Origin of the sequence: Pirellula sp. SH-Sr6A (assembly GCF_001610875.1) — a bacterium.
GTDB lineage: Bacteria > Planctomycetota > Planctomycetia > Pirellulales > Pirellulaceae > JBKCUI01.
Genome location: NZ_CP011272.1, coordinates 2,059,659 through 2,081,657, shown reverse-complemented (window position 1 = coordinate 2,081,657; position 21,999 = coordinate 2,059,659). Strand labels below are relative to the sequence as shown.

At 54.9% G+C, this 21,999-nt stretch carries 14 protein-coding genes and 1 pseudogene; 6 read left to right on the top strand and 9 right to left on the bottom strand.

Features of this window, described 5'->3' with window-relative positions; translation table 11 throughout:
• The first annotated feature begins 81 nt into the window (after nt 1-81).
• Complete coding sequence (locus VN12_RS08240) at nt 82-1,485, top strand: PEP-CTERM sorting domain-containing protein (RefSeq protein WP_146676374.1); 1,404 nt, start codon at nt 82-84, stop codon at nt 1,483-1,485.
• Here the strand turns inward: VN12_RS08240 and VN12_RS08235 are convergent.
• From VN12_RS08235 to VN12_RS08220, 4 genes are read right to left on the bottom strand one after another with little or no spacing between them, the layout of a single operon-like run.
• Nucleotides 1,482-3,605 (bottom strand): hypothetical protein, encoded by a 2,124-nt coding sequence (locus VN12_RS08235; RefSeq protein WP_146676373.1) that lies wholly within the window; start codon nt 3,603-3,605, stop codon nt 1,482-1,484. The genes VN12_RS08240 and VN12_RS08235 overlap by 4 nt on opposite strands.
• A gap of 12 nt (nt 3,606-3,617) precedes the next feature.
• Entirely contained in the window at nt 3,618-4,505 is an 888-nt protein-coding gene (locus tag VN12_RS08230; RefSeq protein ID WP_146676372.1) for a hypothetical protein, read from the bottom strand.
• A gap of 1 nt (nt 4,506) precedes the next feature.
• A complete protein-coding gene (locus VN12_RS08225; protein WP_146676371.1) occupies nt 4,507-6,441 on the bottom strand; it encodes a cyclic nucleotide-binding domain-containing protein in 1,935 nt (644 codons plus the stop codon).
• Nucleotides 6,442-6,498: 57 nt separating this feature from the next.
• A complete protein-coding gene (locus tag VN12_RS08220) occupies nt 6,499-7,701 on the bottom strand; it encodes a sialidase family protein (protein WP_240491360.1) in 1,203 nt (400 codons plus the stop codon).
• 166 nt (nt 7,702-7,867) lie between these two features.
• On the opposite strand from VN12_RS08220, the gene VN12_RS08215 reads away from it, so the two are divergent.
• The 3 genes from VN12_RS08215 (at nt 7,868) to VN12_RS08205 (ending at nt 10,169) form a co-directional block, all read left to right on the top strand.
• A complete protein-coding gene (locus tag VN12_RS08215) occupies nt 7,868-8,971 on the top strand; it encodes a glucose 1-dehydrogenase (protein WP_146676370.1) in 1,104 nt (367 codons plus the stop codon).
• 1 nt (nt 8,972) lies between these two features.
• Nucleotides 8,973-9,368, top strand: a complete 396-nt coding sequence (locus VN12_RS08210; RefSeq protein WP_146676369.1) for a DUF2237 family protein — start codon at nt 8,973-8,975, stop codon at nt 9,366-9,368.
• Nucleotides 9,369-9,434: 66 nt separating this feature from the next.
• Nucleotides 9,435-10,169 carry an LON peptidase substrate-binding domain-containing protein gene (locus tag VN12_RS08205; protein ID WP_146676368.1) on the top strand — a complete coding sequence of 245 codons (735 nt, stop codon included), beginning with the start codon at nt 9,435-9,437 and terminating at the stop codon, nt 10,167-10,169.
• A gap of 25 nt (nt 10,170-10,194) precedes the next feature.
• Here VN12_RS08205 and VN12_RS08200 read toward each other — a convergent pair.
• The 5 genes and pseudogenes from VN12_RS08200 to VN12_RS08180 form a co-directional block, all read right to left on the bottom strand.
• Nucleotides 10,195-12,572: pseudogene (locus VN12_RS08200) on the bottom strand (phosphoketolase).
• 173 nt (nt 12,573-12,745) lie between these two features.
• Nucleotides 12,746-13,255 carry a hypothetical protein gene (locus VN12_RS08195; protein WP_146676367.1) on the bottom strand — a complete coding sequence of 170 codons (510 nt, stop codon included), beginning with the start codon at nt 13,253-13,255 and terminating at the stop codon, nt 12,746-12,748.
• Between the two features lie 258 nt (nt 13,256-13,513).
• Nucleotides 13,514-14,983 carry a DUF1501 domain-containing protein gene (locus VN12_RS08190; protein ID WP_146676366.1) on the bottom strand — a complete coding sequence of 490 codons (1,470 nt, stop codon included), beginning with the start codon at nt 14,981-14,983 and terminating at the stop codon, nt 13,514-13,516.
• 25 nt (nt 14,984-15,008) lie between these two features.
• Nucleotides 15,009-17,987, bottom strand: coding sequence for a DUF1553 domain-containing protein (locus VN12_RS08185; protein WP_205855227.1), 2,979 nt, complete (start codon nt 17,985-17,987; stop codon nt 15,009-15,011).
• Nucleotides 17,984-20,200: a glycoside hydrolase family 32 protein gene (locus VN12_RS08180; protein WP_146676365.1), complete on the bottom strand. Its 2,217-nt coding sequence runs from the start codon at nt 20,198-20,200 to the stop codon at nt 17,984-17,986. The genes VN12_RS08185 and VN12_RS08180 overlap by 4 nt, the downstream gene beginning before the upstream one ends.
• A gap of 267 nt (nt 20,201-20,467) precedes the next feature.
• Between VN12_RS08180 and VN12_RS08175 the strand changes: the two genes are divergently transcribed.
• A complete protein-coding gene (locus VN12_RS08175; protein ID WP_146676364.1) occupies nt 20,468-21,046 on the top strand; it encodes an alpha-ketoglutarate-dependent dioxygenase AlkB family protein in 579 nt (192 codons plus the stop codon).
• Nucleotides 21,047-21,212: 166 nt separating this feature from the next.
• A complete protein-coding gene (locus tag VN12_RS08170) occupies nt 21,213-21,968 on the top strand; it encodes a hypothetical protein (protein WP_146676363.1) in 756 nt (251 codons plus the stop codon).
• Nucleotides 21,969-21,999: the final 31 nt, after the last annotated feature.

Below are 21,999 nucleotides of genomic sequence, written 5' to 3'. Positions count from 1 at the left end.
TAACTAGACTAGAGCAAGCTCCAAAGTCGCCCGAACTGGTTTCCCCCTGCGAAGACTCATGATGGATGACACGGTCTAGCCATGCGCAACGTCTCGAAATTGCTTGCTGCTTTCTTTGGCGCTTCCCTGTTGACCTTGGCTCCGATGCAAGGGGCTTGCGCTCAATACCAGGCCGCGATTGGCTACACGAAACTGGTTCAAGAACTGAATGGACGTGGGATCCCTGTTCCGACCGCGGCAGGATTGCGAGTCGGGTTGGTGGAGGCTTCCGGCGACAGTGTGACCTATTTTCCCAATACAGGATCGCCTGAATTTGCGGGCAAATCGTTTAGCAATCTAGGTCCAGCTACCACCCCAGCCCAATCCTCGCATGCGACGACGGTCGCTAGGAACTTCATCGGAAACACCTGGAGCATCGCGCCCGGTGTTTCTCAAGTCGATGTTTATGACGCCGAGTTCTTTGTGTTCAATCAGCAGGGGCTAGCGTCAGGTCTTCAACCACTGCCGACGAACGTCGCGGTGATGAACCATTCCTTCGTTGCAGACTTGATTCCCGCGAGCGCAGGAGTGGAAGTGAATGCGAGAATGGACCACACCATCAATCGCGATGCCTTCACCAATGTGGTTGCATTGAACAATGGGACCGGAGCCGTTCCTCAGATTTATGGCCAATCCTACAACTCCCTGGTCGTCGGTAGGACAGATGGAAACCACAGTTATGGGGTGACAACCATCGGTGTAACCGGCAGAACGAAGCCTGACATTGTCGCGCCCGACGAAGCTACCAGCTTTGCGACTCCCATCGTCAGTTCGACGGCGACATTCCTGCATTCCGCTGCCAACAATTTGAACATGGCCAACGCACGCGCTCCCGAGGCTATGAAGGCGATTATTATGGCGGGGGCGGACAAGTCTCCGATCGCAGGTTGGTCGAATACGAGCACTCGGCCTTTGGACTCGATCTTCGGTGCGGGCGAGGTAGATGTTTACAACAGCTACAAGATTCTCGAAGGGGGGGAGTTCAACGGAACCTCAGGTTTTCCAACATCCAATAGTGGTCTTTTTGGCTGGGATTTGGGGGAGGCACAAGCAAACAGCAATCAGTTCTGGACTTTCGAAGTGTCGCCGGGAGGTAGCATCTCCGAGGCTTCGATCTTGCTGACGTGGAATGCGCATTACGAGGACGCCAACGGTAACTTCGATCTCAACGAGTTCACCGTTGCGAATATGAGTATGCGGCTCTACGAAGCGACCGATGCTGGGATTGGTTCGCTGGTCGCATTTAGCGATAGCCCCGTCGATAACGTCGAGCACCTTTATTTGATGAATTTGTCCTCCGGCCGATACGCTCTAGAAATATCGTCGGACATCGCGACCCGATTTGGCTTGGCATGGCGTATCACCGCCGTTCCTGAGCCGGGCACACTGTGGCTTGTGTCCGTCGTATTTGTTGCGGGTGGTTTTTTGCGACGACGGGCACGCTAACGGGCAAGTCGCATCGACGGGAATACTTCGCGTCCCCCGATCATGGGCAGAGGGAGATCGGTTGAGACTTCGCGCTCGAATTGGTGGACGTGATAGTGATGGCACTGTGTACATTGATCGCCGGCAGATTGCCGTTGATGGCAACGCGCACAGTCGGCTTTGTTCATCGTCTGGAACTCGTGATGGACTGTCCTTCCTTGCTCGGACCAACCTTGCGAACCGACCCCGCCCATCGCATGGGCCGGGGGGGCAAGCACGTGGCAGGTCTCACAATTCCTCAAGGATAGGATTGTGAGGTGAGGAGTGTGGTCGAACCGTGTGATACGCTTGATAGATGCAGATCTTTGTTGAATCTTCCAAGCTGCATTGGAGATCGGGTTGTTCGCGAGACCATCGATCCCAATGTTATGGCACTGGACACACTGCTTTTCTAAACGCATCGTTGCACTGAATACAGTGTAGGAATCGAGCGGAGGCGAGGTGGGCTGCGTGGATGAACGACTGCGGAAGGATTGCCATTCCAGCCAACGACTGAGCCAGGGGTCTGCGTGAGGCTGAGGGATGTAGATCAAAGCCACGCGGGCGTCATCGAGCATCCAGCCGCCAAAAGGCATATGCTGCCACGTTTTGAGCGGCTCCTCATTCGGTCCTTGTGCCGTGGGTCCGAGGGTGGAGGGGCCTTCTAGTAGATTGCCATCTGCTGGAAGCAACGACGCATTGTCGGGAAGCAAGAGGTCGTCATCCCCGGGGGGCTGCATGCGAGCCTTGGCCAGCGACGGGCTCGGTTGTCGAATGCGAGTACTCACCGGAGGAGGCTGTGTGCCGCTAGCGAACCAGCGTCGATAAGCATCCCGGATCAGATCGGTTGGAATCCCTGATGCGATTCGATCGAGCCATTGGTCGCGCGGCGTTAGTGTTGGTTTGTTTAGAGTGAGCGACGCGACATGGGATGCGTTGGGATTCTCGCCGAGAGAGAGGGTCGGTTGCGGCATTGCGTTGAGGTGTGCGAAAAGTGCGTCGGTGTCGCTCGCGATGACCTTCCGAAAGGCGGATTGACCGTCTTTCGTCCAAGACTTCAACGCATCGCGCATGGTCGATGCGAGCTTGACGACGAGCTCCAATTGAGACTTCTCTCGGACGTCGATGTCTTGGACGCGTTTACTACTCGGCAACGCTTTCAATAGCATGCTGCCTTCGGGTTGACTTGCGATCAAGGCTTCCCATAACGGCGAAATCTCGCCATCCATGATCTGACTGGCTGAATCAGGCCAAGGGCCCAACTCCAGTCCTGCCTGTTCGAGAAGGGATCGTTGAAAACTGGGTAACTGCAGGACCAAAGTCCCATCGCTGCTAGCGCTTTGGAGAGGCTCCAAATGGCAGGAAGCACACGCTCGCTCGAAAGAAACGCTTCGGTAGATGTTTCCCACCACGCCGGACTTGTCATCCGACTGATGGCATGATTTGCAATCGAAGCTGGCTTGTTTTTTGGAGAAGTATTCATCGCGATGCTTCCCGTGATCGAATGGGATGCTTCGCGGAACAGGGGAGGGATAGTTCGCGAACTCGGGGTGACCGTTCGCGAACGAGTCGAATGTCTTGCGATGGCACGACTGGCAACGCGTTGAGGTGATACTTCGAAGATCTTCATTCGAGCCTTGATGCTCACGGTGGCACTGCGAGCATTCCATCGTATTGCTCGAGCGATCCGACTGTGCCGGTTGGGAGACCGAATGAACGAGTGCCTGCAGGTCCTTGCCGATCAAATCATGGGGGGTGCCGGCGATGGCATTGGGCATCGTTTCGGCGTGGCATTGAAGGCAGAGTTGCGATTGCGGTCCAACTCCGATGGGGTGCTCGACCGCATGAACGGCTCGAAGCATCGATGGATCGCTCTCGGTTGCTGCGTTCGGATGGCAGGCTGCGCAACGCGATTTTGCATCGATGGTTGGAGAGCCCGTCTTCCCTTGGGACGTTAGCAGTTGCGCATGGGCATGCGATAGTGGTCCCGGGGCCAAAACCGTTTGCTGCCTCCATGAAGGGAGTAGCACTAGCAGGACGAGTGCGACGAGCGATGTTGTCCCTAATTGGATCGACCTGCTCCAAGCCGCGTATGATGGCACCGAGTTGTTCATTTACCAGTGGCTTGAAAAGAAGTGCGCGATAAGTACATGAAAGATCGCAGTAACCAAAAACGCTCCCAGCAAACAGCTGTGCGATACGGCCCAAAATCGGATCCGCTTCTGAATTGCTTCTTGAAAATCCAAGTCGTCCCGCTTTTGGATACAGGCGTGCATTTCCCTTTGCAATTCTTGTCCCGTGTTATCGAGATATCGAGTGAGGCGATCCAGCTCGGCCAAAAGCCGTCGTCGCCCTCTTCCATGCGGGGCTATGCGGTACCACATCGACCGCGGCTTTCGAAAGAAGTCCTCCAATCGATTGCGATATAGATCCGCGATCGCGCTCCATCGCGTGTTTCCTGCTGCCCGCAGAGCGATATGGTAGGCCTGGTCCATCACCTCTTTTTTTACTTTGGGGATTTCGCTCAACAGGATGGCTTTGCCGGCAGCTTGTAGAAGTCGAGGCCCCCGTTTGTTCATATACCAACTGACCATTCCAGATGCGAGGATAACCCAGAAAAGGATCGCCAGGATGGATTCAAGCCATCCGGTGGTGAGGAGTCCCGCATGAAGGCAATAAACGCATAGACAGAGTGTTCCCAGAAAGTGATGCACCGATTGCCAAACGGCAACGGGGCCCAAGGCCAATCCGTAAACACGTTTGCGAACGCCAAGAGCACACAAGCCGAGGCAGACGAAACTCAATACGTACCCAGTCGCAAAGGCTTCGTTGCCGAGTCTCGATTCGATCCAATTTCGATAGATAACGAGAGAAAGGACGAAGCCCCCCACCCATAGCGACCGCACCAACCAAGTGCGTATCGGTTTCGCGAAGGGATGGACCGCGGAAGCGGGCGAAACGGGATCAAGGTCGGGTGATGAAGTGATCGGGTAGGCGGACATACTAGGAAGGTCTTTCCGCGAGCAGGCTCGTAAGGGATCTCACATCGCTCGTATTCAACCGAAGGAGCGCTTGGTGTGGGCAGGCCTGTTGGCATGCGGGACCCGATGGAAGCGATTGACATAAATCACACTTCGATGCTTTGAGAATGGGTAGCCCGCTCGATTGATCTAAGATCGGTCGTCCATCCGTTTCTTTCCGTTCCAGCATGTCAATGTTGTTGTAGGGACAGCTTTCCGCACAAGTTTTGCAACCGATGCAAATGTCTTCTTTGATGGAGACGACACCGGTCGAGGTATTGCGATGAATGGCCCCGGTGGGGCAGCCGATCATGCAAACCGGATCAGTACAGTGCATGCACGCATGAGGGAATTGAAATCTTCCAAACTGCGGTCCCGTTCGATGAAATCGAGGTATCCCTTGGTGTGTCGCGGCGCATGCTTTCACGCATTCATCACAGCCAGTGCAGCAATTCAAGTCGATTAGCATCGTTTGCTGGCCGTTCATGATCCGCTCGTCGACTAGGAACTCGATGAACGAGGAGTTGATCTGGCGCGCAGACTGCAGATGATGGACTTCTGGAACAACCCGGCCGCGATGGTCATAACGAGGCGCGGTGATGGGGCCCGGCAGCTCTGATTTCCGAACTTGAGATAGCACCGAAGCTAGGATCCGTTCGGCAGGAATGCGTAGAACGTCGACAAACCCGAGCGCGCGGAGCGAGGTTTGGTACGGAAGAGGAGAGAGGGTCGGTTGGAGGTACCGATGGGTAAGTTCTTCCAGGCCGAACATTTGACCCCGGCCGAGATAGGCGAGAGTTTGATGACCATTTCCCCTCTCAAAACTGACTCGAGCGAATCCTGCGCGGATCAAGAAGAGGTCGTTCGCTGGCTTGCTCTCCTGCGCGATCAATGTCTCTCGCTCAATGCGTTCGTTCAGGTCACGACCCGCGTTCTCTTTGTATTCAGCGAACCACTCCATATCTCCATAGGATTCCAGTCGTGCTTCGGCGACGATTGCACTGATGGAGTCATCGTCGACGAAGCGAAAAAGAGGTGTTTCACGCAAATGTCGATGCAGGCCTGAGGTGCGGTAGCGTGCATCCAAAAATTCCCGAAAGCCTGGATCTCGGCGCAGCAATCGGAGGCCTTGCCAGCGAATCTCTAAAACCACCGTTGGTGCTTCGGCCACCACTGTAAAGCGATGGGGGGTTCGGGTGATCGCTGCCATCTCACCGAAAAGCGTGCCCGCGCTCAGAGATTCCGACTGGTAATCGGTTAGCACCGCTTCGATGTCCTGCAGGAAGACACAGCTTTTGCCTTCACGGGTTCCGACCAACTCGGTGGGAGTTGAAATAGGGCGCTCGTTGGCAGGATTCGGCTTCACACGGCTGTGCGAACGCTTTTCCAACTCGACAGATTGGGCCGCAGCCGAAATGCTCTTCGAGGACTCCATGCCGATCGATTGACGCAGGAAATCCCACCATGAGGATGTGGATGATTCAAGTGCGGGTTCTGGCCACAAGGATACCAGGAAAGCCCTTACCGACCCACGCAGAACGAGATAGGCGCTGCTTCCGTAATTCCCTTCGCGGATGATCAGATCGCCTGGTTCGTACCGTGTGATCTTGGCATCATGTCGCAGGATTTGTTCCAGAGACCCCACGGAAGAGTAAGAATCAAGATTTAGCTGATCAAAGGGCGGAGTGGTGACGACCCAAGATAAATCGCGTTGCAACATCTCGGGATCCATCGGATGGTCCCAGCGGTCCGGCCTCTCTCGATAGACCGGTCTTGTACCTTCATGAAATACTGAGTTTCCGGACGTTTGCGCAGCGGCCATCGTGACCCGAGTGGATTGGCGACGAGCGAGTTTGGGAAGTGCACTCCTAGACTCTTCCTCGCCGCGATTGTCGGTGTTCGCATCGGGAAAACGCAAGATGGATTCGGTCTTTTCCTGCCTTCACCGAATCAATGCTAGCTAACGCTCGTGAAACTACCGCCACTTCCATCGAGCTTGACGCAGTTGTGCGAGGGGGGAGTCGGCGAGTTTCTCGTACCAGGCGGTTACCATCGTGCCATCATCGCACTGGACCGTGGATGGATAACCGAGATCTCCCGAGACTCCGTCCCCTGACAGCGTGACCGCGTCGCTCCAGGTCTTGCCGTGGTCGTCGCTGTATCGAATTTGGTTTCCGAGCGGTTTTCGGCGATAGCCATAGGTCATGACGAGTCGGCCCGAGCGCATCTTCATCAAATGCGATGGGAGCCCCCAAACGCCGATGCTATGCAGCATAGACCAGGTTCGACCTCCATCGGTCGATTCACACTGAAGCGTCTCGTTCGCATTGGCTTTGTTGTGGTTGCGAACGTGGCAAACGATTGTTCCGTCGGCCGCTTGGACGGCATGCAGTTCGTGATAGTTGCTGGCGCTATCTCTGGGACGGACCGGAACGGGTGCGAGGAGTTCCCAGGTGAGCCCATCGTCGCTCGAATGCCAGAAACCAACCTGATCATTTCCCCAGAGATCTTTCCCTGCATAGAGGAGCCGACCGTCGGCGAGAGGGATCGGACCGTGTGGGCTATTGCAGGGGACTCGATAGCGATTGGACCAGGTCACCCCTCCATCGGTGGAGCGGAGCATGTAGCAGCCGAGTTCTTTTTTCCTGGCATCTTCGTCGATCCGATGATGGACGGCTTGCCATTCCAATAGAAGTTTTGGATCTGCGAAGGCTCCCGGCTCACCCGGCTTTGCTTTCTCCGCTTTAAGGAGGATCGGTTCGTAGGCGAGAGAGGTAAACGTGGTAACGAGCAAGCTCCCTTTGGGAGTTTCGAGAACACCTGCATCGCGATCATCAATCGGACCATCGTAAAGGACTTGAGGCCAGCTCCAAGTCTGGCCGTTGTCTTTCGATCGCATCCATTCGACACGTCCAAAGGGGCATACGTGTGTCTCTCTACCTCCTGAAAAAGCCAACATGAGCTCGCCCTTGGCGCGGCGAGCCAAAGTCGGCCAGCCGTGATAGAGGGGGGCTTTCCAGCTGATAACACGCAAATCGAGGATCTCGATGGGCGAGTCGTCAGTCCGGTTTGGGGTGGCCCCCATCGATCGGCCCGCGAGGGGAAGGGCGGGGACGAGTGCGCTGCCCAGGAGGGTAGTGCTGATATATCGGACAACAGAGCGTCGATCGAGTTGCATGGAGAGAGAGTCCGGAAGGAAGGAGGGAGGAATACAAGGAAGCAGGCCTGTATTTTACGAAGTTCGGAGGGGAATTGCTGGACGATTGACATGACGGGGGCAACAAAATCGCTATACTTCCCGCAACGCAAGTCCGAACATCTCCCCACGTTTTTTCAGTCGAAACATGAAAGCAATCGCTGTCCGTCCCGGTACTCCTAGCAGTGTTCATGAACGCGATATCCCGGCTCCTTCGCTGGACAGGATTCCGGACGGCAAAGGCATCTTGGTCAAAGTGCTCAAAGTGGGGGTCGACGCGACCGACCGTGAAATCAATGATGCTCTGTATGGAAACGCGCCTCCCGGAGACGATTACCTTGTTCTGGGACACGAATCGTTTGGGATCGTCGAAGCGGTCGGACCCAATGTTCGTTCCGTAAAGCCTGGGGATTACGTAACCGCCACGGTGCGACGCCCCGGTGGTTCGATCTACGATAAGATCGGTACCTATGACATGACGAGCGAAGAGACCTACTACGAGCGCGGCATCAATCTGTTGCATGGTTATCTGACCGAGCGTTTTGTGGATCATGAGGATTACATCGTTCGCGTCCCACAAGGATTGAAGCACTTGCATGTCTTGATGGAGCCGATGAGCTGTGCGGCGAAGGCGATTCAGCAAGCCTACGAGGCACAGCGTCGCATGAAGGTTTGGAGTCCCAAGCGAGCGTTTGTGCTCGGAGCTGGCCAAATCGGATTGCTTTCCACGCTTGTATTGCGATTGAAGGGTCTGGAGGTTTATACCTTGGCCCGCGCGAAAGGCCCTCACTTGAAGAGCTCCATCGTCGAGGGCTTGGAAGCAACCTACGTGGCGACATCCGAGACGAGTTTGGAACAGCTGGCAAAAAAGGTTGGAAAAGCGGATCTGATTATCGACGCGACAGGTTCCTCGTCGATCGCCTTCAATGCGATGGAAGCCTTGGGCCACAATGGTGTTTTAGTCTGGACCAGTATCACGGGTGGGAAGCACGTGACGGAGATCTCGTCCGACAAAATCAACTTGGAATGGGTGCTCGGTAACAAGCTTCTCGTTGGTTCCGTGAACGCAAACCGCGAGCACTTTGAATCGGGTATCAAAGATTTGGCGATGTCCGAGGTGATGTTCCCCGGCGTTATCGGAAAGATCTTGACGAATCCAGTCGAAGGTTTGAGCAATTACAAAGAAATGATGCGTCTCCTCGTGGAAGACAACAGCGCGCTCAAAGTCTATGTCAACGTAGCAGACGAATAAGATGCCAGAAGCAAAGAATGTGTGGCGACAGCCTCTGCTGCCGTGTTCGACCGACCCGATGACCGGGTTCTTTCGGGACGGCTGTTGCCGCTCGGGGGCGGAGGATTACGGTCTCCATCTGGTTTGCTCCATCGTGACCGAGGAGTTCTTGGCTTTCTCAAAAAGTCGCGGCAATGATCTTTCGACCCCTGTTCCTGAATACGATTTCCCTGGTTTGGTTCCCGGTGATCGATGGTGCCTGTGTGTGCTAAGATGGAAGGAAGCATTTGAGGCGGGTGTTGCGCCTCGCTTGGTTCTCGGTGCCACACATATTTCTACGCTCGAATTTGTCGACCTAGACGACCTGCAACAATTCGCTGTCGACCGCGAGGTCGATCACGGTCAGGACGAGTCCTAGGACACTCGCGTTTCCGAGTTGCAGGTAACGGGTTGCCAAACGTTAGCGAAGAGGTGCTCTGTGGGGATGGGACATTGGGAAAACGCTGGTCTGCCTGACGATTTCGACGGTTTGGTGCGACTGTTTCCACTTCCCAACCTCGTTCTCTTTCCACACGTCATCCAAGCTCTGCACATTTTTGAACCTCGCTACTGCGAGATGCTCAGCGATTCGCTGGAGTCGGATCACCTCATTACGATGGCGCTCCTCACTCCGGGCTGGGAAACTCAGATCGAAGGGAATCCGTCGATCGGGGATGTCGTATGCATCGGGCGCATCGTTTCTCATACCCCGACCGACGACGGTCGGCATAACATCCTACTCGCCGGCATCCACCGGGCTCGAATCGTTTCGGAACTCTCGGTCAACACTCCCTTCCGACAGGCTCGTGTTGAACTCTTGTATGACTATGTACCTCCTGATTGCGAAGAGCTTGTCGATCGATATCGTGATTCTCTTCTCGGGGTGTTCCGTTCCCTCATCCCTCAGGATGCTTCAGGTTCGAAAACATTCGGCGAGTTGCTGACACGCCAATTGCCTCTCGGTATTCTCACCGACATCGTTGGTTATGCGGTCAGTTTGCCAAGCGACGCGAAGCTCCGACTGCTCGGCGAAACCAATATCATCGCGCGCTACGAGATTCTCATGTCCTATCTGGGCAATCAAGACGAAGGGGACACAACCTTTCCTGTCTCCAACCCCCACAGCGCTCCCAGTCCCCCAAGGCCGCAAGAATTTCCACCCAAGTTTAGTGACAATTGACGATGGGCATTCGGGATCGCATCGCCTAGGCGCTGGGATGCTTCCATGACCAGTTGCGGATCTCGACAGGGTCTTCGCCTTGCTCCAGGATATAGGCTCGATGTTTTCTCCTCGCCTCAAGCATCTTTTCATGGAGTCCAGCATAACCATCCGCTGCACCGGGGCAGCGTTTCAGCACATCCATGACGAGTCGGTATCGATCGAGATCATTGAGGACAGTCATGTCGAAGGGAGTAGTTGTTGTCCCTTCCTCTTTGTATCCGCGAACGTGAAGGTTTCCGTGCCCTCGTCGGCGATAGGTTAGTTGGTGGATCAAGGACGGGTAGCCATGAAATGCGAAGATGGTGGGGACGTTGGGCGGGAAGTAAAAATCGAACTCGTCGTCGGCCAGCCCGTGAGGATGCTCGGATTGGGACTCGAGCCGCATCAAATCGACAACATTGACGACACGAACCCGCAGTTCCGGAGCTTCTTCAAGCAGGATTTCGGCGGCTGCCAGTGCTTCCATGGTCGGTACGTCTCCACAGCACCCTAATACGACATCGGGATTGCGGCCTCCCTCAGTGCTAGCCCAGCCCAGTATGCCAAGCCCGTCGAGGCAGTGCTTTCTCGCGCTGGCGAGATCGAAGTACTGGAGCGCGGGCTGTTTGCCCGCCACGATAACGTTCACGTAGTTCTTGCTGGCCAAGCAGTGTTCCGTTACGCATAGAAGCGTATTGGCATCGGGAGGCAAGTAGATGCGGATAACCTCTGCTTTCTTGTTCGCTACGTGATCGATGAAACCCGGATCTTGGTGGGAGAATCCATTGTGGTCTTGTCGCCAAACGTGCGATGTGAGCAAGTAATTGAGCGATGGGATCGACTTTCTCCACGGAATATCGCGGCACACCTTGAGCCACTTGGCATGCTGATTGAACATGCTGTCTACGATATGAATGAAGGCTTCGTAGCAATTGAAAAATCCGTGGCGTCCGGTCAGAAGATAGCCTTCCAACCAACCCTGGCATTGGTGCTCGCTCAAAACCTCCAGCACCCTTCCATCTTGCGAAATATGATCTGCGTTCTCGGGCACAGGATCGATCAAACATCGACCGGTGACCTGAAATAGTGCATCCCAACGATTGGACGCGTTTTCGTCGGGGCTGAAGACGCGAAAATTCGAAGCGGCCAAATTACGCTTCATCACCTCGGCAATGTAGTTCCCCTGGACTCGAGTCGATTCGGTATTACTCGTACCCGGTACCATCACATCCAGTGCGAAATCCTCGAGGGGTGGGAGGACCAAGTCTTGGCAGAGCAATCCTCCATTGGTGTGAGGATTGGCGCTCATTCGACGGAGGCCTGCAGGGGCCAACGAACGAATCGACTCGTGAACCGCCCCGTGCGCATCGAAAAGCTCTTCCGGTCGATAACTCTTCATCCAATCTTCTAAAATACGAACATGGCTCTCTTTTCGAGCATCGCCCATCGGTACTTGATGTGACCGCCAAGAATCTTCAGTCACCTTTCCATCGATCGACTTGGGGCATGTCCATCCTTTGGGAGTGCGTAGGACAATGACAGGCCACATCGGACGTGGAATCGTCACATTCGTCGCTCCCCGTCTCGCGCTTTCCCAAATCTTATGAATGGTTTCGATGCCGCGATCGAGTGCCGCCGCCATCTTCGGATGCATCTCCGCTGGATCATGTCCACTGACAAAGATCGGGTCGTATCCAAGCCCCCGATAGAGGGAATCGAGCTCCTTCTCAGGAATGAGAGAGAGAATTGTCGGGTTCGCAATCTTGTAACCATTGAGATGCAAGATCGGGAGAACAGCGCCATCGCGGCGCGGATTCAGAAACTTATTGCCGTGCAGCCCGTCGCTAGAGGCCCTGTTTCCGCCTCTCCATCCCCTACGATCGCGGTAACGATGAGATCAGGATTGTCGAACGCGGCTCCAAAAGCATGCGAAAGGGCGTAACCCAATTCCCCACCCTCATGAATGGACCCGGGAGTTTCCGGTGCGACGTGGGAAGGGATCCCGCCTGGAAAACTGAATTGCCGAAAAAGCTTGCGCACACCCTCGATATCCATGGTGATATCGGGATAGGTCTCGCTATAGGTTCCCTCCAGATACGCGTTGGCGACCATGGCAGGTCCGCCGTGCCCCGGTCCGCAAATATAAATCATGTTGCAGTCGAAGCGTTGAATCACCCGATTGAGGTGCGCGTGAATGAAGTTCAAACCGGGGGTTGTTCCCCAGTGCCCCAGCAAGCGGGGCTTTACATGCTCGGCAGCAAGCGGTTTGCGGAGCAACGGATTGTCCAAAAGATAAATCTGCCCAACCGACAAATAGTTGGCCGCCCGCCAATAAGCATCGATCAAAAAGAACTCACTCGCGGCCATTCCCTCATGCAACATTCCAAATCACCCAGATTCGAGTCGATGTTCAAGACCCTACGCCATCTAGGCACCATCCTACTCGATTTCAAGGTCGGCAACTACCAAGGCCACATCGCTTGACATCCGGCCGTTGGATAAACAATTGAGTTGCGGCCGTGAGTTGCGGCCATTCCGTCCCATCCTCGATTGCGTTACTCTCGCGTCTCGGCAAGTGGTATCGCAATCAGACGAGGACGGTCTTTTTGCAAGACCGGTTGGAATTGTGGTGCGCTATCAAGAGCAGGCGTCTCGCGATTGGCATCGTTAGACGCCGCTGCGACCTTGGGCATGCTCGACTCCAGGATTGGATCTAATTCGCTCGCGTCGACATTGAACTCCGGTGCATTGATTGGTTTTGATTCTGTAATCGCTGGCTCGTCCGCAATGGAATCCATTTTCAGATCCACTTTTGTGACTTCCGTTGTTTCATCAACCATGGCTTGAACGGTCATCGGACCCGTCGGACGAGTCGAAACCTTCGCTTGATTCTCGGCCAATCCTGCATCAGGTTTTGAGGAAAGAAATGGGATGGAATCCGCATACGTAGTGCTCACAGTACTCCAAATCGAAGCCCCTTGCACCGTTACGACTACCAACGCACCCATTGCAATCACGCACGAGATCCATTTGGAAATGCTGTCGGACGTTTTTTTTGATGTCATTTTCATGGAAGGCGTTTTCGAAGAGAAACGATTAGCGGTGCGACCTGCATCGCATGCGAACGCGAAATAGTCACCAGGGGGCGGTGTTCCCCTGAGGATTGTTGAGCGATCAACCATCTTTTCTACTTCGAGGTGAATCGAGGAATCTTGGTTGAATTTTCAATCCCCCACCGCAACCTTGGGAGGAACCAATGAGGCATCCTCGTGCATGAGGACAGAAGGCTGGCTAATGCCAGTCGGCGTGAGATCTTGAGCTCGTTACGCGAGAATGGAGTGGATAACGTGACCGTGAACATCCGTGAGCCTCCGGTCGATCCCGTTGTTGCGCCATGTTAAGAGCGTGTGATCGATTCCCATGAGCCGGAGAATCGTCGCATGCACATCGTGGACGGTCGTGGGGTTGTCGCGATCCAAAGGTTTGTAGCCCCAGGCATCGCTTTCGCCAAAGGTCGTCCCGCCTCGAATTCCGGCCCCACACAACCAATTGGTAAAAACGAAAGGGTTGTGGTCACGTCCTTTCCCAGCCTGAGAACTGGGCATCCGTCCGAACTCTGTTGTCCACACGATAAGAGTATCTTCCAGCAAGCCTCGTTGCTTCAAATCGCGAATCAATGCGCTCGCACCCACCGCCATTCCCTTGGCAAGCGGACCATGGTCCCGTTCAACATCTTCGTGGGAATCCCAATTCCGACGCGGAAAACCATTGTCATTGCCGCTCCAAATCTGAACAAATCGAACTCCTCGCTCTAACAAACGACGCGCGATCAGGCATCGTGTCCCAAAGCAATGCGACTCCTCGGCTTCATTGATCTCAGTGGGCCAAGATTTATTGTCACTCGCAATCCCATACATATTCAATACATGCTGGGGTTCATCTCGAAGGCTGATCGCCTCCGGTGCAGCCATTTGTAAACGTGCTGCAAGCTCGTAACTGCGAATTCGAGCTTCGAGTCTCGAGTCCTTCGGATGTTTGGCTTGGTGAAATCGGTTGAGCTCTTTCATCGCTTCTTGCACGCGACGATCTTTAGCGCTGTTGGCGAAGCGAAACTCGTCGAGCGGTTGAAGATCCTGCAGGGGTGTCGCGTGCAAGGGTTGGATAACTGTTCCGCTGTGCTGGGACGGTAGGAACCCAGCGTCCCAATTCTTCACTCCGTTAGAAGCATAGCCTCGGTGATCGGGCAACACTACGTAGGTTGGCAAGTTGTCGTGAATCGATCCCAATGCGTATCCAATCCAGCAGCCCGCACTGGGAAATCCAGGCATCGCAAATCCGGTCGTTTGCAGAAGTGTCGCGGCGGAGTGTACGCCTGAGGTGCTGACCATGTTATGGATAAAAGCCAGATCATCGGCGACAGCTCCGAGGGGAGCTACCACCTCCGAGAGACGTTTTCCACATTCCCCATAAGGCTGATAATCCCAAATCGATTTCAGCCAAGGCCCGAGCCCATCCTGAAATGCCTCGACAGGTTCGCCAAATTGGCTGGGCTCGCCGTGGTGCTTCACAAGCTCGGGCTTGAAATCGAACAAATCGATATGGCTTGCAGCACCAGCCATAAACAACTGAACAACTCGTTTCACTTTCTGTGGAAAGCGAATGGATGGATGAAGCGAAGCGGGAGTCTCGGCGGTTGCACGTTCCTCTTGCAAAAGTAGGTTGGAGAGCGCCAGTGAGCCGAAACCGGCGCTGGCTCCTCCAAGAAATCGTCGTCGAGTGGAAGGATGGCTCATACGGGACCGCTTCGTCCAAAATTGGTTAGTCTAAGAACAAAAACTCATTGAGATTGAAGAGAGTTCGGCAGACGTTTTCCAAACCTGCGTCCGCTCGCAACCGCTCTAGAACTTCATATTCCTCAGTTTCAGGGGCCCGCCCCAATGCCAGCTTGAAGGCGATAGAAACCTCGGCCCTTTCGCGTCCATTCGCTTCGCGTCGCACTCGCTCCGCGAAGGCTTCGCTCTGGGCAAGAATGAATGGATTGTTCAAGAGAGCCAGCGACTGGACGGCGGATTGACTTTCATTCCGCTTTTCCACACGCATGGAGGGATCGGCGCAGTCGAGCGAAGTCAGCCAAGGCTGAGTTTGGCTTCGTACGATGAACCGATAGATCGAACGACGCCGCGTCGAGGGCTCGCGAGGGTTGGCCAAGTCGTAGCGATAGTGAGGGGAGTGTTCTGGACGTTCCATGACGAAATCCTGCCAGCCAGGTCCTCCCATGGATCGATTCAACGTGCCCGAGACACTCAAGATCGAATCGCGGATGCTCTCTGCATCCAGCCGTTGACGCCGATAGCTCCCGAGATACTGATTGGTGGAGTCCGCTGCGATGTGCTCCTCAGTAGGACGACTTGCTTGACGATACGTCGCGCTACATACGATCCATCGATGCAAGTCCTTGATAGATCCATCGCTTTCCTGCAATCGGGATGCTAACCAATCCAACAACTCGGGATGCGTCGGTAACGCACCCATTCGACCGAAATCGTTGGCCGTCGCGACGATGCCTGTTCCGAAGTGGTACTGCCAAACGCGATTGGCAATGCTTCTCCACGTCAACATGTTTTTCCGATCCGATATCCATTCGGCTAAAGCCAGCCGTCGCGTCTCTTCACGTTCTGGACTCTCCAGGTGAAACACGTTTCCGAGAGTAGGGATCAACTTCAATGCACCCGGGCGTACCTCTCTGCCTGGTGCGTTGACATTGCCTCTCGATAGCACAAAGATCGGTCGTGGAATTCCGATCCGTTTCGCGGAGGAGACGGCATATACCTTCTCGCTGTTCGAAAACGATTGAAGAGTAGCCGCGAGTCGCTGCGATTCGGACCTTCGATCCATCAACTTATCCCAAAGCTCCGGAGCTACGCGAGCACGAAGTTTGGACTCGAGCGAAGCGATCTCTTCTCGGGTGTTTTTCTCCCGTAACCCTGGGCTCTTGCAATCGACCAAATTCATTTGCGACCATCGCGGTGGGGCATCGATCGAATCCAGTGCGGTAACGGTTTGGTTCACCGCTAGATTCTCTCCCGATGAATCCAACACTTCCGCTTCGGCCAAGGCAAAAATGAAATCATCCTTGCGATGCGCCAAGCGAGTTGCGGTGACCCGGACATACTGCGCCGCTACGTTGGCATGGAACACGATTGGGGTGGTGGAGCGATGGGGCCCGTCTTCGGATTGATCTTTGTGCAGGAGGTTGACCTCGGTCTGGAACATTGGATCGTTGGATGCCTCCACACGGTAACATTCGGGAAAGCCAAACCCAGCGCCGATTGACTGGAAATCGTCGTAGCATGGATGCAGTACGACTGCGGAGATCGTTTGGGAACGATCAAGGTCGATTTGAACCCACTTTTCCGACTCCCGACTGGATGCGATTTGGCTGTGATACCCTCCTTGCTCCAGCGACCCAGCGTTCGATGCCTTTTGCAGGTTCTCCCATTTCTTCCAATCGTCTGCGGCGACCGACTCGATAGCGCGTTGGGCCTCTGCCGCTTCGCGCCGGGCCTTCTGAAGGGCAACTTCTAGTTCGATCGCTTGCTGCATACGACCATCGTCTGTATGGATGGAACGGTCCTGTCTATCGACTCCCGCAAAAACAGATTGCAACGCGTAATAATCGTCCTGTCCAATGGGATCAAATTTGTGATGATGGCACTGAGCGCAGTGGACCGTGATACTGCAAAAGGTTCCGATGGAATTGGCTACCATGTCATCGCGATCCAAGTGCCTCGCGATCTTTCCATCCGTTTTGGTTTCCGGAACTTCTTCGTGCCCAATGAAGTCCCATGGCCCAGCGGCGAGAAAACCCGTTGCAATCACTCCTTCGGCGCGAATCGGTTCCAGTGCGTCCCCTGCTATCTGTTCTCGAACGAACTGCGCGTACGGTTTGTCTTGATTGAAGGATTGAATGACATAGTCGCGATATCGCCAAGCATTGGGGCGTGGTTTATCTTTGTCGTAACCATGCGTATCACCGTAGTGCACGATGTCTAACCAATGTCTTGCCCAGCGTTCTCCATAGGCAGGGGAATTGAGCAAACGGTCAACGTGCTGCTCGTACGCATCGGGTGCCTCATCGACCAGGAATTGTTGGAGTTCCTCGGGATCGGGTGGAAGACCACAAAGATCAAAGCTCAATCGCCTAGCAAGCGTTCGACGATCGGCCGGGGGCGAAAGGGGGAGCCCTCGATGGCGAAGTGTTGTCCGAACGAAGATGTCGATGGGGTTGCGATCGATCTCGACTGCTTTGTCTCCGGCTTCCTCGGCTCGATTAGGTTGGGGGAAAGCTCCCACCACAGGATCCGCGATCGGCTGCCAAGCCCAATGGTTGTGAATCGATGGATCGAGCGGCGCGGAAGCCGACTCGAGAGTCATCCCTTTTGGGAGGGAATCGACCCAGGTTCGCAACGTCTCGATCTGGAGGACAGTCAGTCCCGGACCGTCGGGGGGCATGCGTTGCTCCTGGTTGCGACTCGTTACGCGTCGTACCAATTCACTATTGGTCGCATCCCCAGGTAGGATCGCAGGTCCAAAATCGCCACCTCGAATAGCGCCCTCCAAGCTGTCGAGTCGAAGTCGCGATTCTTGCGAGTCCGAACCATGGCACTCCGTGCAATGATCCTTGAGTATTTGCAACGCCGGCTCGTTTCCGCCGTCCGCGACTGCGACTTCCAGCCCATCCATCGACGCGCCCCACGCGAAGGAAAACACCGCGAGTTGAAACCAGCCCGCCTTCATCGGTGCGACCCCTTGTTCCAAATAGACCGCAGCGCGTGGGCTTCTATTTTGACATTCTCCGTTTCCCCCTGAAGAACTCGGAACGAAAGGCGTGCGTTGTTCGGGGCGAACGAAATAGGGATCGGAATGTAAACCTGACCATCCGCGGTGAAGAGCTCCAAGCCGTTTCGGTCGATGAAAAGCTGAAGGCCAAAAGTTTTTGTTTCCTTTGGTAGCGAAACCTGGACACCCATTCCCTCCAGTATTCGCGACGAATGGGTGTACCGAAGTTTTTCTCCTCGCAGTTCCCATTCCAGAATCGCATCGGGCGAAGGGGTGGCGGCGAACTGAACTTCCCACAGCTCCCCCTGCAAATCGGCGAGCGGATTCAAGCTCTTTGTGGTGGCAAGAGGAAGATCGAACGTTTGGGTTTTTTGTCGAATCTGCGCGAGCTCTTGGATAGGTCGAAAGGTCATACGAGGACCGTCAGACGTCTTCGTGAGACGCAGGTCCAATGGGATGGACATGGACTGATTGAAGGGCATCTCTTTGGTTTCGGTTTGAAACCAACCGATCAAGATTCGACGACCGTCGTTGGCGGGAATATCGCTGAACGATTGGGCAGCGTAGAAACCGCGTCCGCGATGACCAGGTAATCGGGAGTGCTCCGGCTGAAAAGTAACACCATCGAACGTACCAATGGCATACTGACTGTCCGCGCCGAGCAATACCCACTTCACGTCGTTGGGATCGTCGTCGACAGGAAGCGGAAAAAAATCAGGGCATTCAAACAGATACTTGTCGCCATCGATGCCGCCACGAACGACGCTGGCCAGAGTCCAATCCATAAGGTTCGGAGAACGATAGAAGTGAACGGTGTGTTGCTTGCCAGGGAGTTCGACATAGAGAACCATAATCCAGTGTTTGGTTGGTTCGTGCCAAATCACCTTGGGGTCACGGTTGCCGGGGGTGACCTGATGCAGGATGGGATTGCTCTTTAGCTTTTGGAATGTCTTTCCATCGTGACTATAAGCAAGTCCCTGCACCGTAGGTGTGCCGGCAGCCGTGTAAAACAAGACCATCGGAGGCTTCCCATCTCGCCCCAGGCCACTGGTGTTGTTCTTGTCGACCACAGCGCTACCACTGAACATGGGCCCCATGTCGTCTGGGAGAAGCTTGTCACCCAATTCTTCCCAGTGAACTAAATCCTGGCTGACGGCATGTCCCCAGTGCATGTTTCCCCATCCCCAACCGTAAGGGTTGTGCTGAAAGAAGAGGTGGTAGTTTCCTTGGTAGTAAACCAATCCGTTCGGGTCGTTGTTCCAGCCACGCATCGGTGAGAAGTGGAATTGCGACCGCTTTGTCTCTTCGTAAACAGGTGAGTCACCTGGTATTCGATCGGAAGGGCGTATCAACTCGAGGCCTTGCGAATCGCCAGGGAGTTTGTCGATGACAACGGTCCCCTTTTTGCCAGCCCAGGGGGAGACGTCCATCGGAGCCCACCAGTCGGGGGGGCCGTCGCTCAATTCCATCTCGTTGCGAACTATCCGCTCACCATCGACGGAGAAGGTAACGACTCTTTTCTTTGCGCCATTTTTGATTGGGAACAGAAGATATCGCTCCCGAAGGTCCCATTCTTTGGATGCGTCGACTCGCGGTGCTGCCGGTTGCGAGTCGGTGTTCACCACATGGTCGACGTTGATGTGCCCCCAACCACCGGTCGCTTCATCGACGATCTGCAATACACCCGTCTTTCCCTTCCAGTCCCGAACGTCCCAGAACTCCAAGGACAGTTCTTCACTCCCGCCCGGCCGGTCATTAGGCCCCGTCGCCGATCGTACAATCTGACCGTCGACGACGAGCCGAAAAGCCAGTCGCATGGGATCTCGACCGCCCCCAATGAGAAAGGCGATGAAGTTCCGTTCGATTTGGAACGGAGGGGATGTGAGTGACCCTGTGGTCCGGTCTCCTTGGTAAAAGGAATTCACGAGCCGATCACCCCGATAGCCGCTGACCGGCATTTGACCAGGCAGTGCTCCACGTGCGGGCGCTGTCCCAAACGCTTCGCCGGAGGTGGTCCAAGCTCCATAGGTGTCCGACTCGAAGTCGGCGATCAAGATATCGGTCTCTTGGGCTTGTCCGAACAGAACGGAGCAACAGGAGATAAATGCAACGAACCAGCAGGCAAACCAAGGTGCTCGACGCAGCAGTCGAGCCCAGCGAAGTTGGATCATGGAAGGGATGTCCTGGAGACGGGGGAGGAATGGTCCTCCAGTTTACCATTTCCCCTGCGTCGTCAGAAGCAACTATTGCCGGGAAGGCCCCTTATGGTCCTAGATCGAGGATGGCAATTCAATTGTTGCCGGACTTGAAGGCTTGCTCGGTGACGAGAATATCGGAGACTGGATTGCGAAGAGCTTGCGAGCATGTGGGGGCTTGGAATGCCGTTTCTCTGGGCATCCGCCGGCGCGGACTAGAAGTTCTATTTGAAACGATTTTTGATGCAAACAATCGAGCTGGCCGATGGTGGGGTGCTTTTCTACGAGGATCTATTCCTGGATGCCTCCGAAGCTGATCGATATTTCGAGATTCTCAGGGATCGCTGCCAATGGGAGCAAAAGCCGGGTGTGTTCGGGTATATGCAGCCCCGCTTGATTTCGTCCTATGGCGATTCGGGTCTCTCATATCGGTACTCGGGGAGAGATTATGCCGCACTTCCATGGTTTCCCGAGCTCGTGGAGCTAAAGCAAAAGGTCGAGTCGGTGCTCGGTACTTACAATTACTGTCTGCTCAATCGCTATCGGAACGGCAGCGATAGCATGGGTTGGCACGCGGATGATGAGCCCGAGATGGGCAACACGATTGGATCTCTATCCCTCGGCGCGACCCGGAAGTTTAGGATTCGTCACAATCAATCGCGAGAGACTCGCACGTTTCTCGTTGGAAATGGGACGTTGATCATTATGACTGGCTCGATGCAACAATATTGGCAACACGAGGTTCCCAAAACGAAACAGCCGGTCGGGGAACGCATCAACCTGACTTTTCGACAAGTCATTCCGCTATCCGGGCGGAGGTAAGGTTTGGCGGTTGCAAGGATGGCGCCAGAGACGTCTCTGAATTGGATGAGAAATACGATTCGCCGGTTGGCCATTGGTGTTGGGAGGCTGGATAATCGAAGGTATCCCCGACGATGAGTGTTTGGGGGCAGTGCTTCAAGGCGGATCACCGAAGGAGTCGTGTCACGTGTTGCAGAGCCAAATCGTTTACCGGATCGGAAACCTTCGCGCTCGATTCTTGGGACGCGGTCCACGAACACGAATCGCTCTCGTCATATTGGTGGGGGCAGCGACTGCTGGCGGTCTGTTCGGTAGGTTTCGCGATGCGTGCGCAGGAGAGCCATGTCTCATTCACGGAGAAGTTCTTTCCAGACTCCCCCGCGCGGAGAACTTGGGCGGTGGACGTGGCTTACCGTTTCTCGTCATACCGTCGATGGAACTCGCGACAGAGGGCTGGGAAGCGCCGGGCACAGCCACTCTCGATGATTTGGTGGCCCGAGGGGATTTTGCCTCCGCCTTGCGTTCCTGCGAAGCCATGGCAAAGAACGCGCAAGGGATGGCGAAGGGGGTGGCATTGCGTCATGCCGTTTTGAAGCTTTTCGCACCGGAATCGGAAACCGAGCTCGATGCCGTGCTCAATCTCCTGAACACGGCATGTGCCGCAGGGAGTCGACTGGAGGGACGGGAGTTGGGAGGTGGGACCCTTCGAAACTATCTGGCAGCAACGCCCGTTGCCTTTGACGAGAGTGTGAATCAGTTCTCTCGGCTAGCGCTTGAGAATTCCCAGCTCGCGGTTGGAAATCTTCTCCTCCTTTCCGCGTTGTTGAAACTGGATGGACAGGAAACGCGGTCCCGGCTGTTTGCCCAGGAGGCGTTCGATCGGGCGGCTGAGACCGGGGAATTGAATTGGAACAGTTTAATGGTCGTTCTGCATCGATCTTGAGACAGTCCCAAGCCGAAATCCCCGGTTTGGG

Coding starts and splice junctions, on each gene's coding strand:
- VN12_RS08240 (WP_146676374.1), top strand. CDS start 82: ATGCGCAACGTCTCGAAATTGCTTGCTGCTTTCTTTGGCGCTTCCCTG.
- VN12_RS08230 (WP_146676372.1), bottom strand. CDS start 4,505: ATGTCCGCCTACCCGATCACTTCATCACCCGACCTTGATCCCGTTTCG.
- VN12_RS08220 (WP_240491360.1), bottom strand. CDS start 7,701: ATGCAACTCGATCGACGCTCTGTTGTCCGATATATCAGCACTACCCTC.
- VN12_RS08215 (WP_146676370.1), top strand. CDS start 7,868: ATGAAAGCAATCGCTGTCCGTCCCGGTACTCCTAGCAGTGTTCATGAA.
- VN12_RS08210 (WP_146676369.1), top strand. CDS start 8,973: ATGCCAGAAGCAAAGAATGTGTGGCGACAGCCTCTGCTGCCGTGTTCG.
- VN12_RS08205 (WP_146676368.1), top strand. CDS start 9,435: ATGGGACATTGGGAAAACGCTGGTCTGCCTGACGATTTCGACGGTTTG.
- VN12_RS08195 (WP_146676367.1), bottom strand. CDS start 13,255: ATGACATCAAAAAAAACGTCCGACAGCATTTCCAAATGGATCTCGTGC.
- VN12_RS08190 (WP_146676366.1), bottom strand. CDS start 14,983: ATGAGCCATCCTTCCACTCGACGACGATTTCTTGGAGGAGCCAGCGCC.
- VN12_RS08185 (WP_205855227.1), bottom strand. CDS start 17,987: ATGAAGGCGGGCTGGTTTCAACTCGCGGTGTTTTCCTTCGCGTGGGGC.
- VN12_RS08180 (WP_146676365.1), bottom strand. CDS start 20,200: ATGATCCAACTTCGCTGGGCTCGACTGCTGCGTCGAGCACCTTGGTTT.
- VN12_RS08175 (WP_146676364.1), top strand. CDS start 20,468: ATGCAAACAATCGAGCTGGCCGATGGTGGGGTGCTTTTCTACGAGGAT.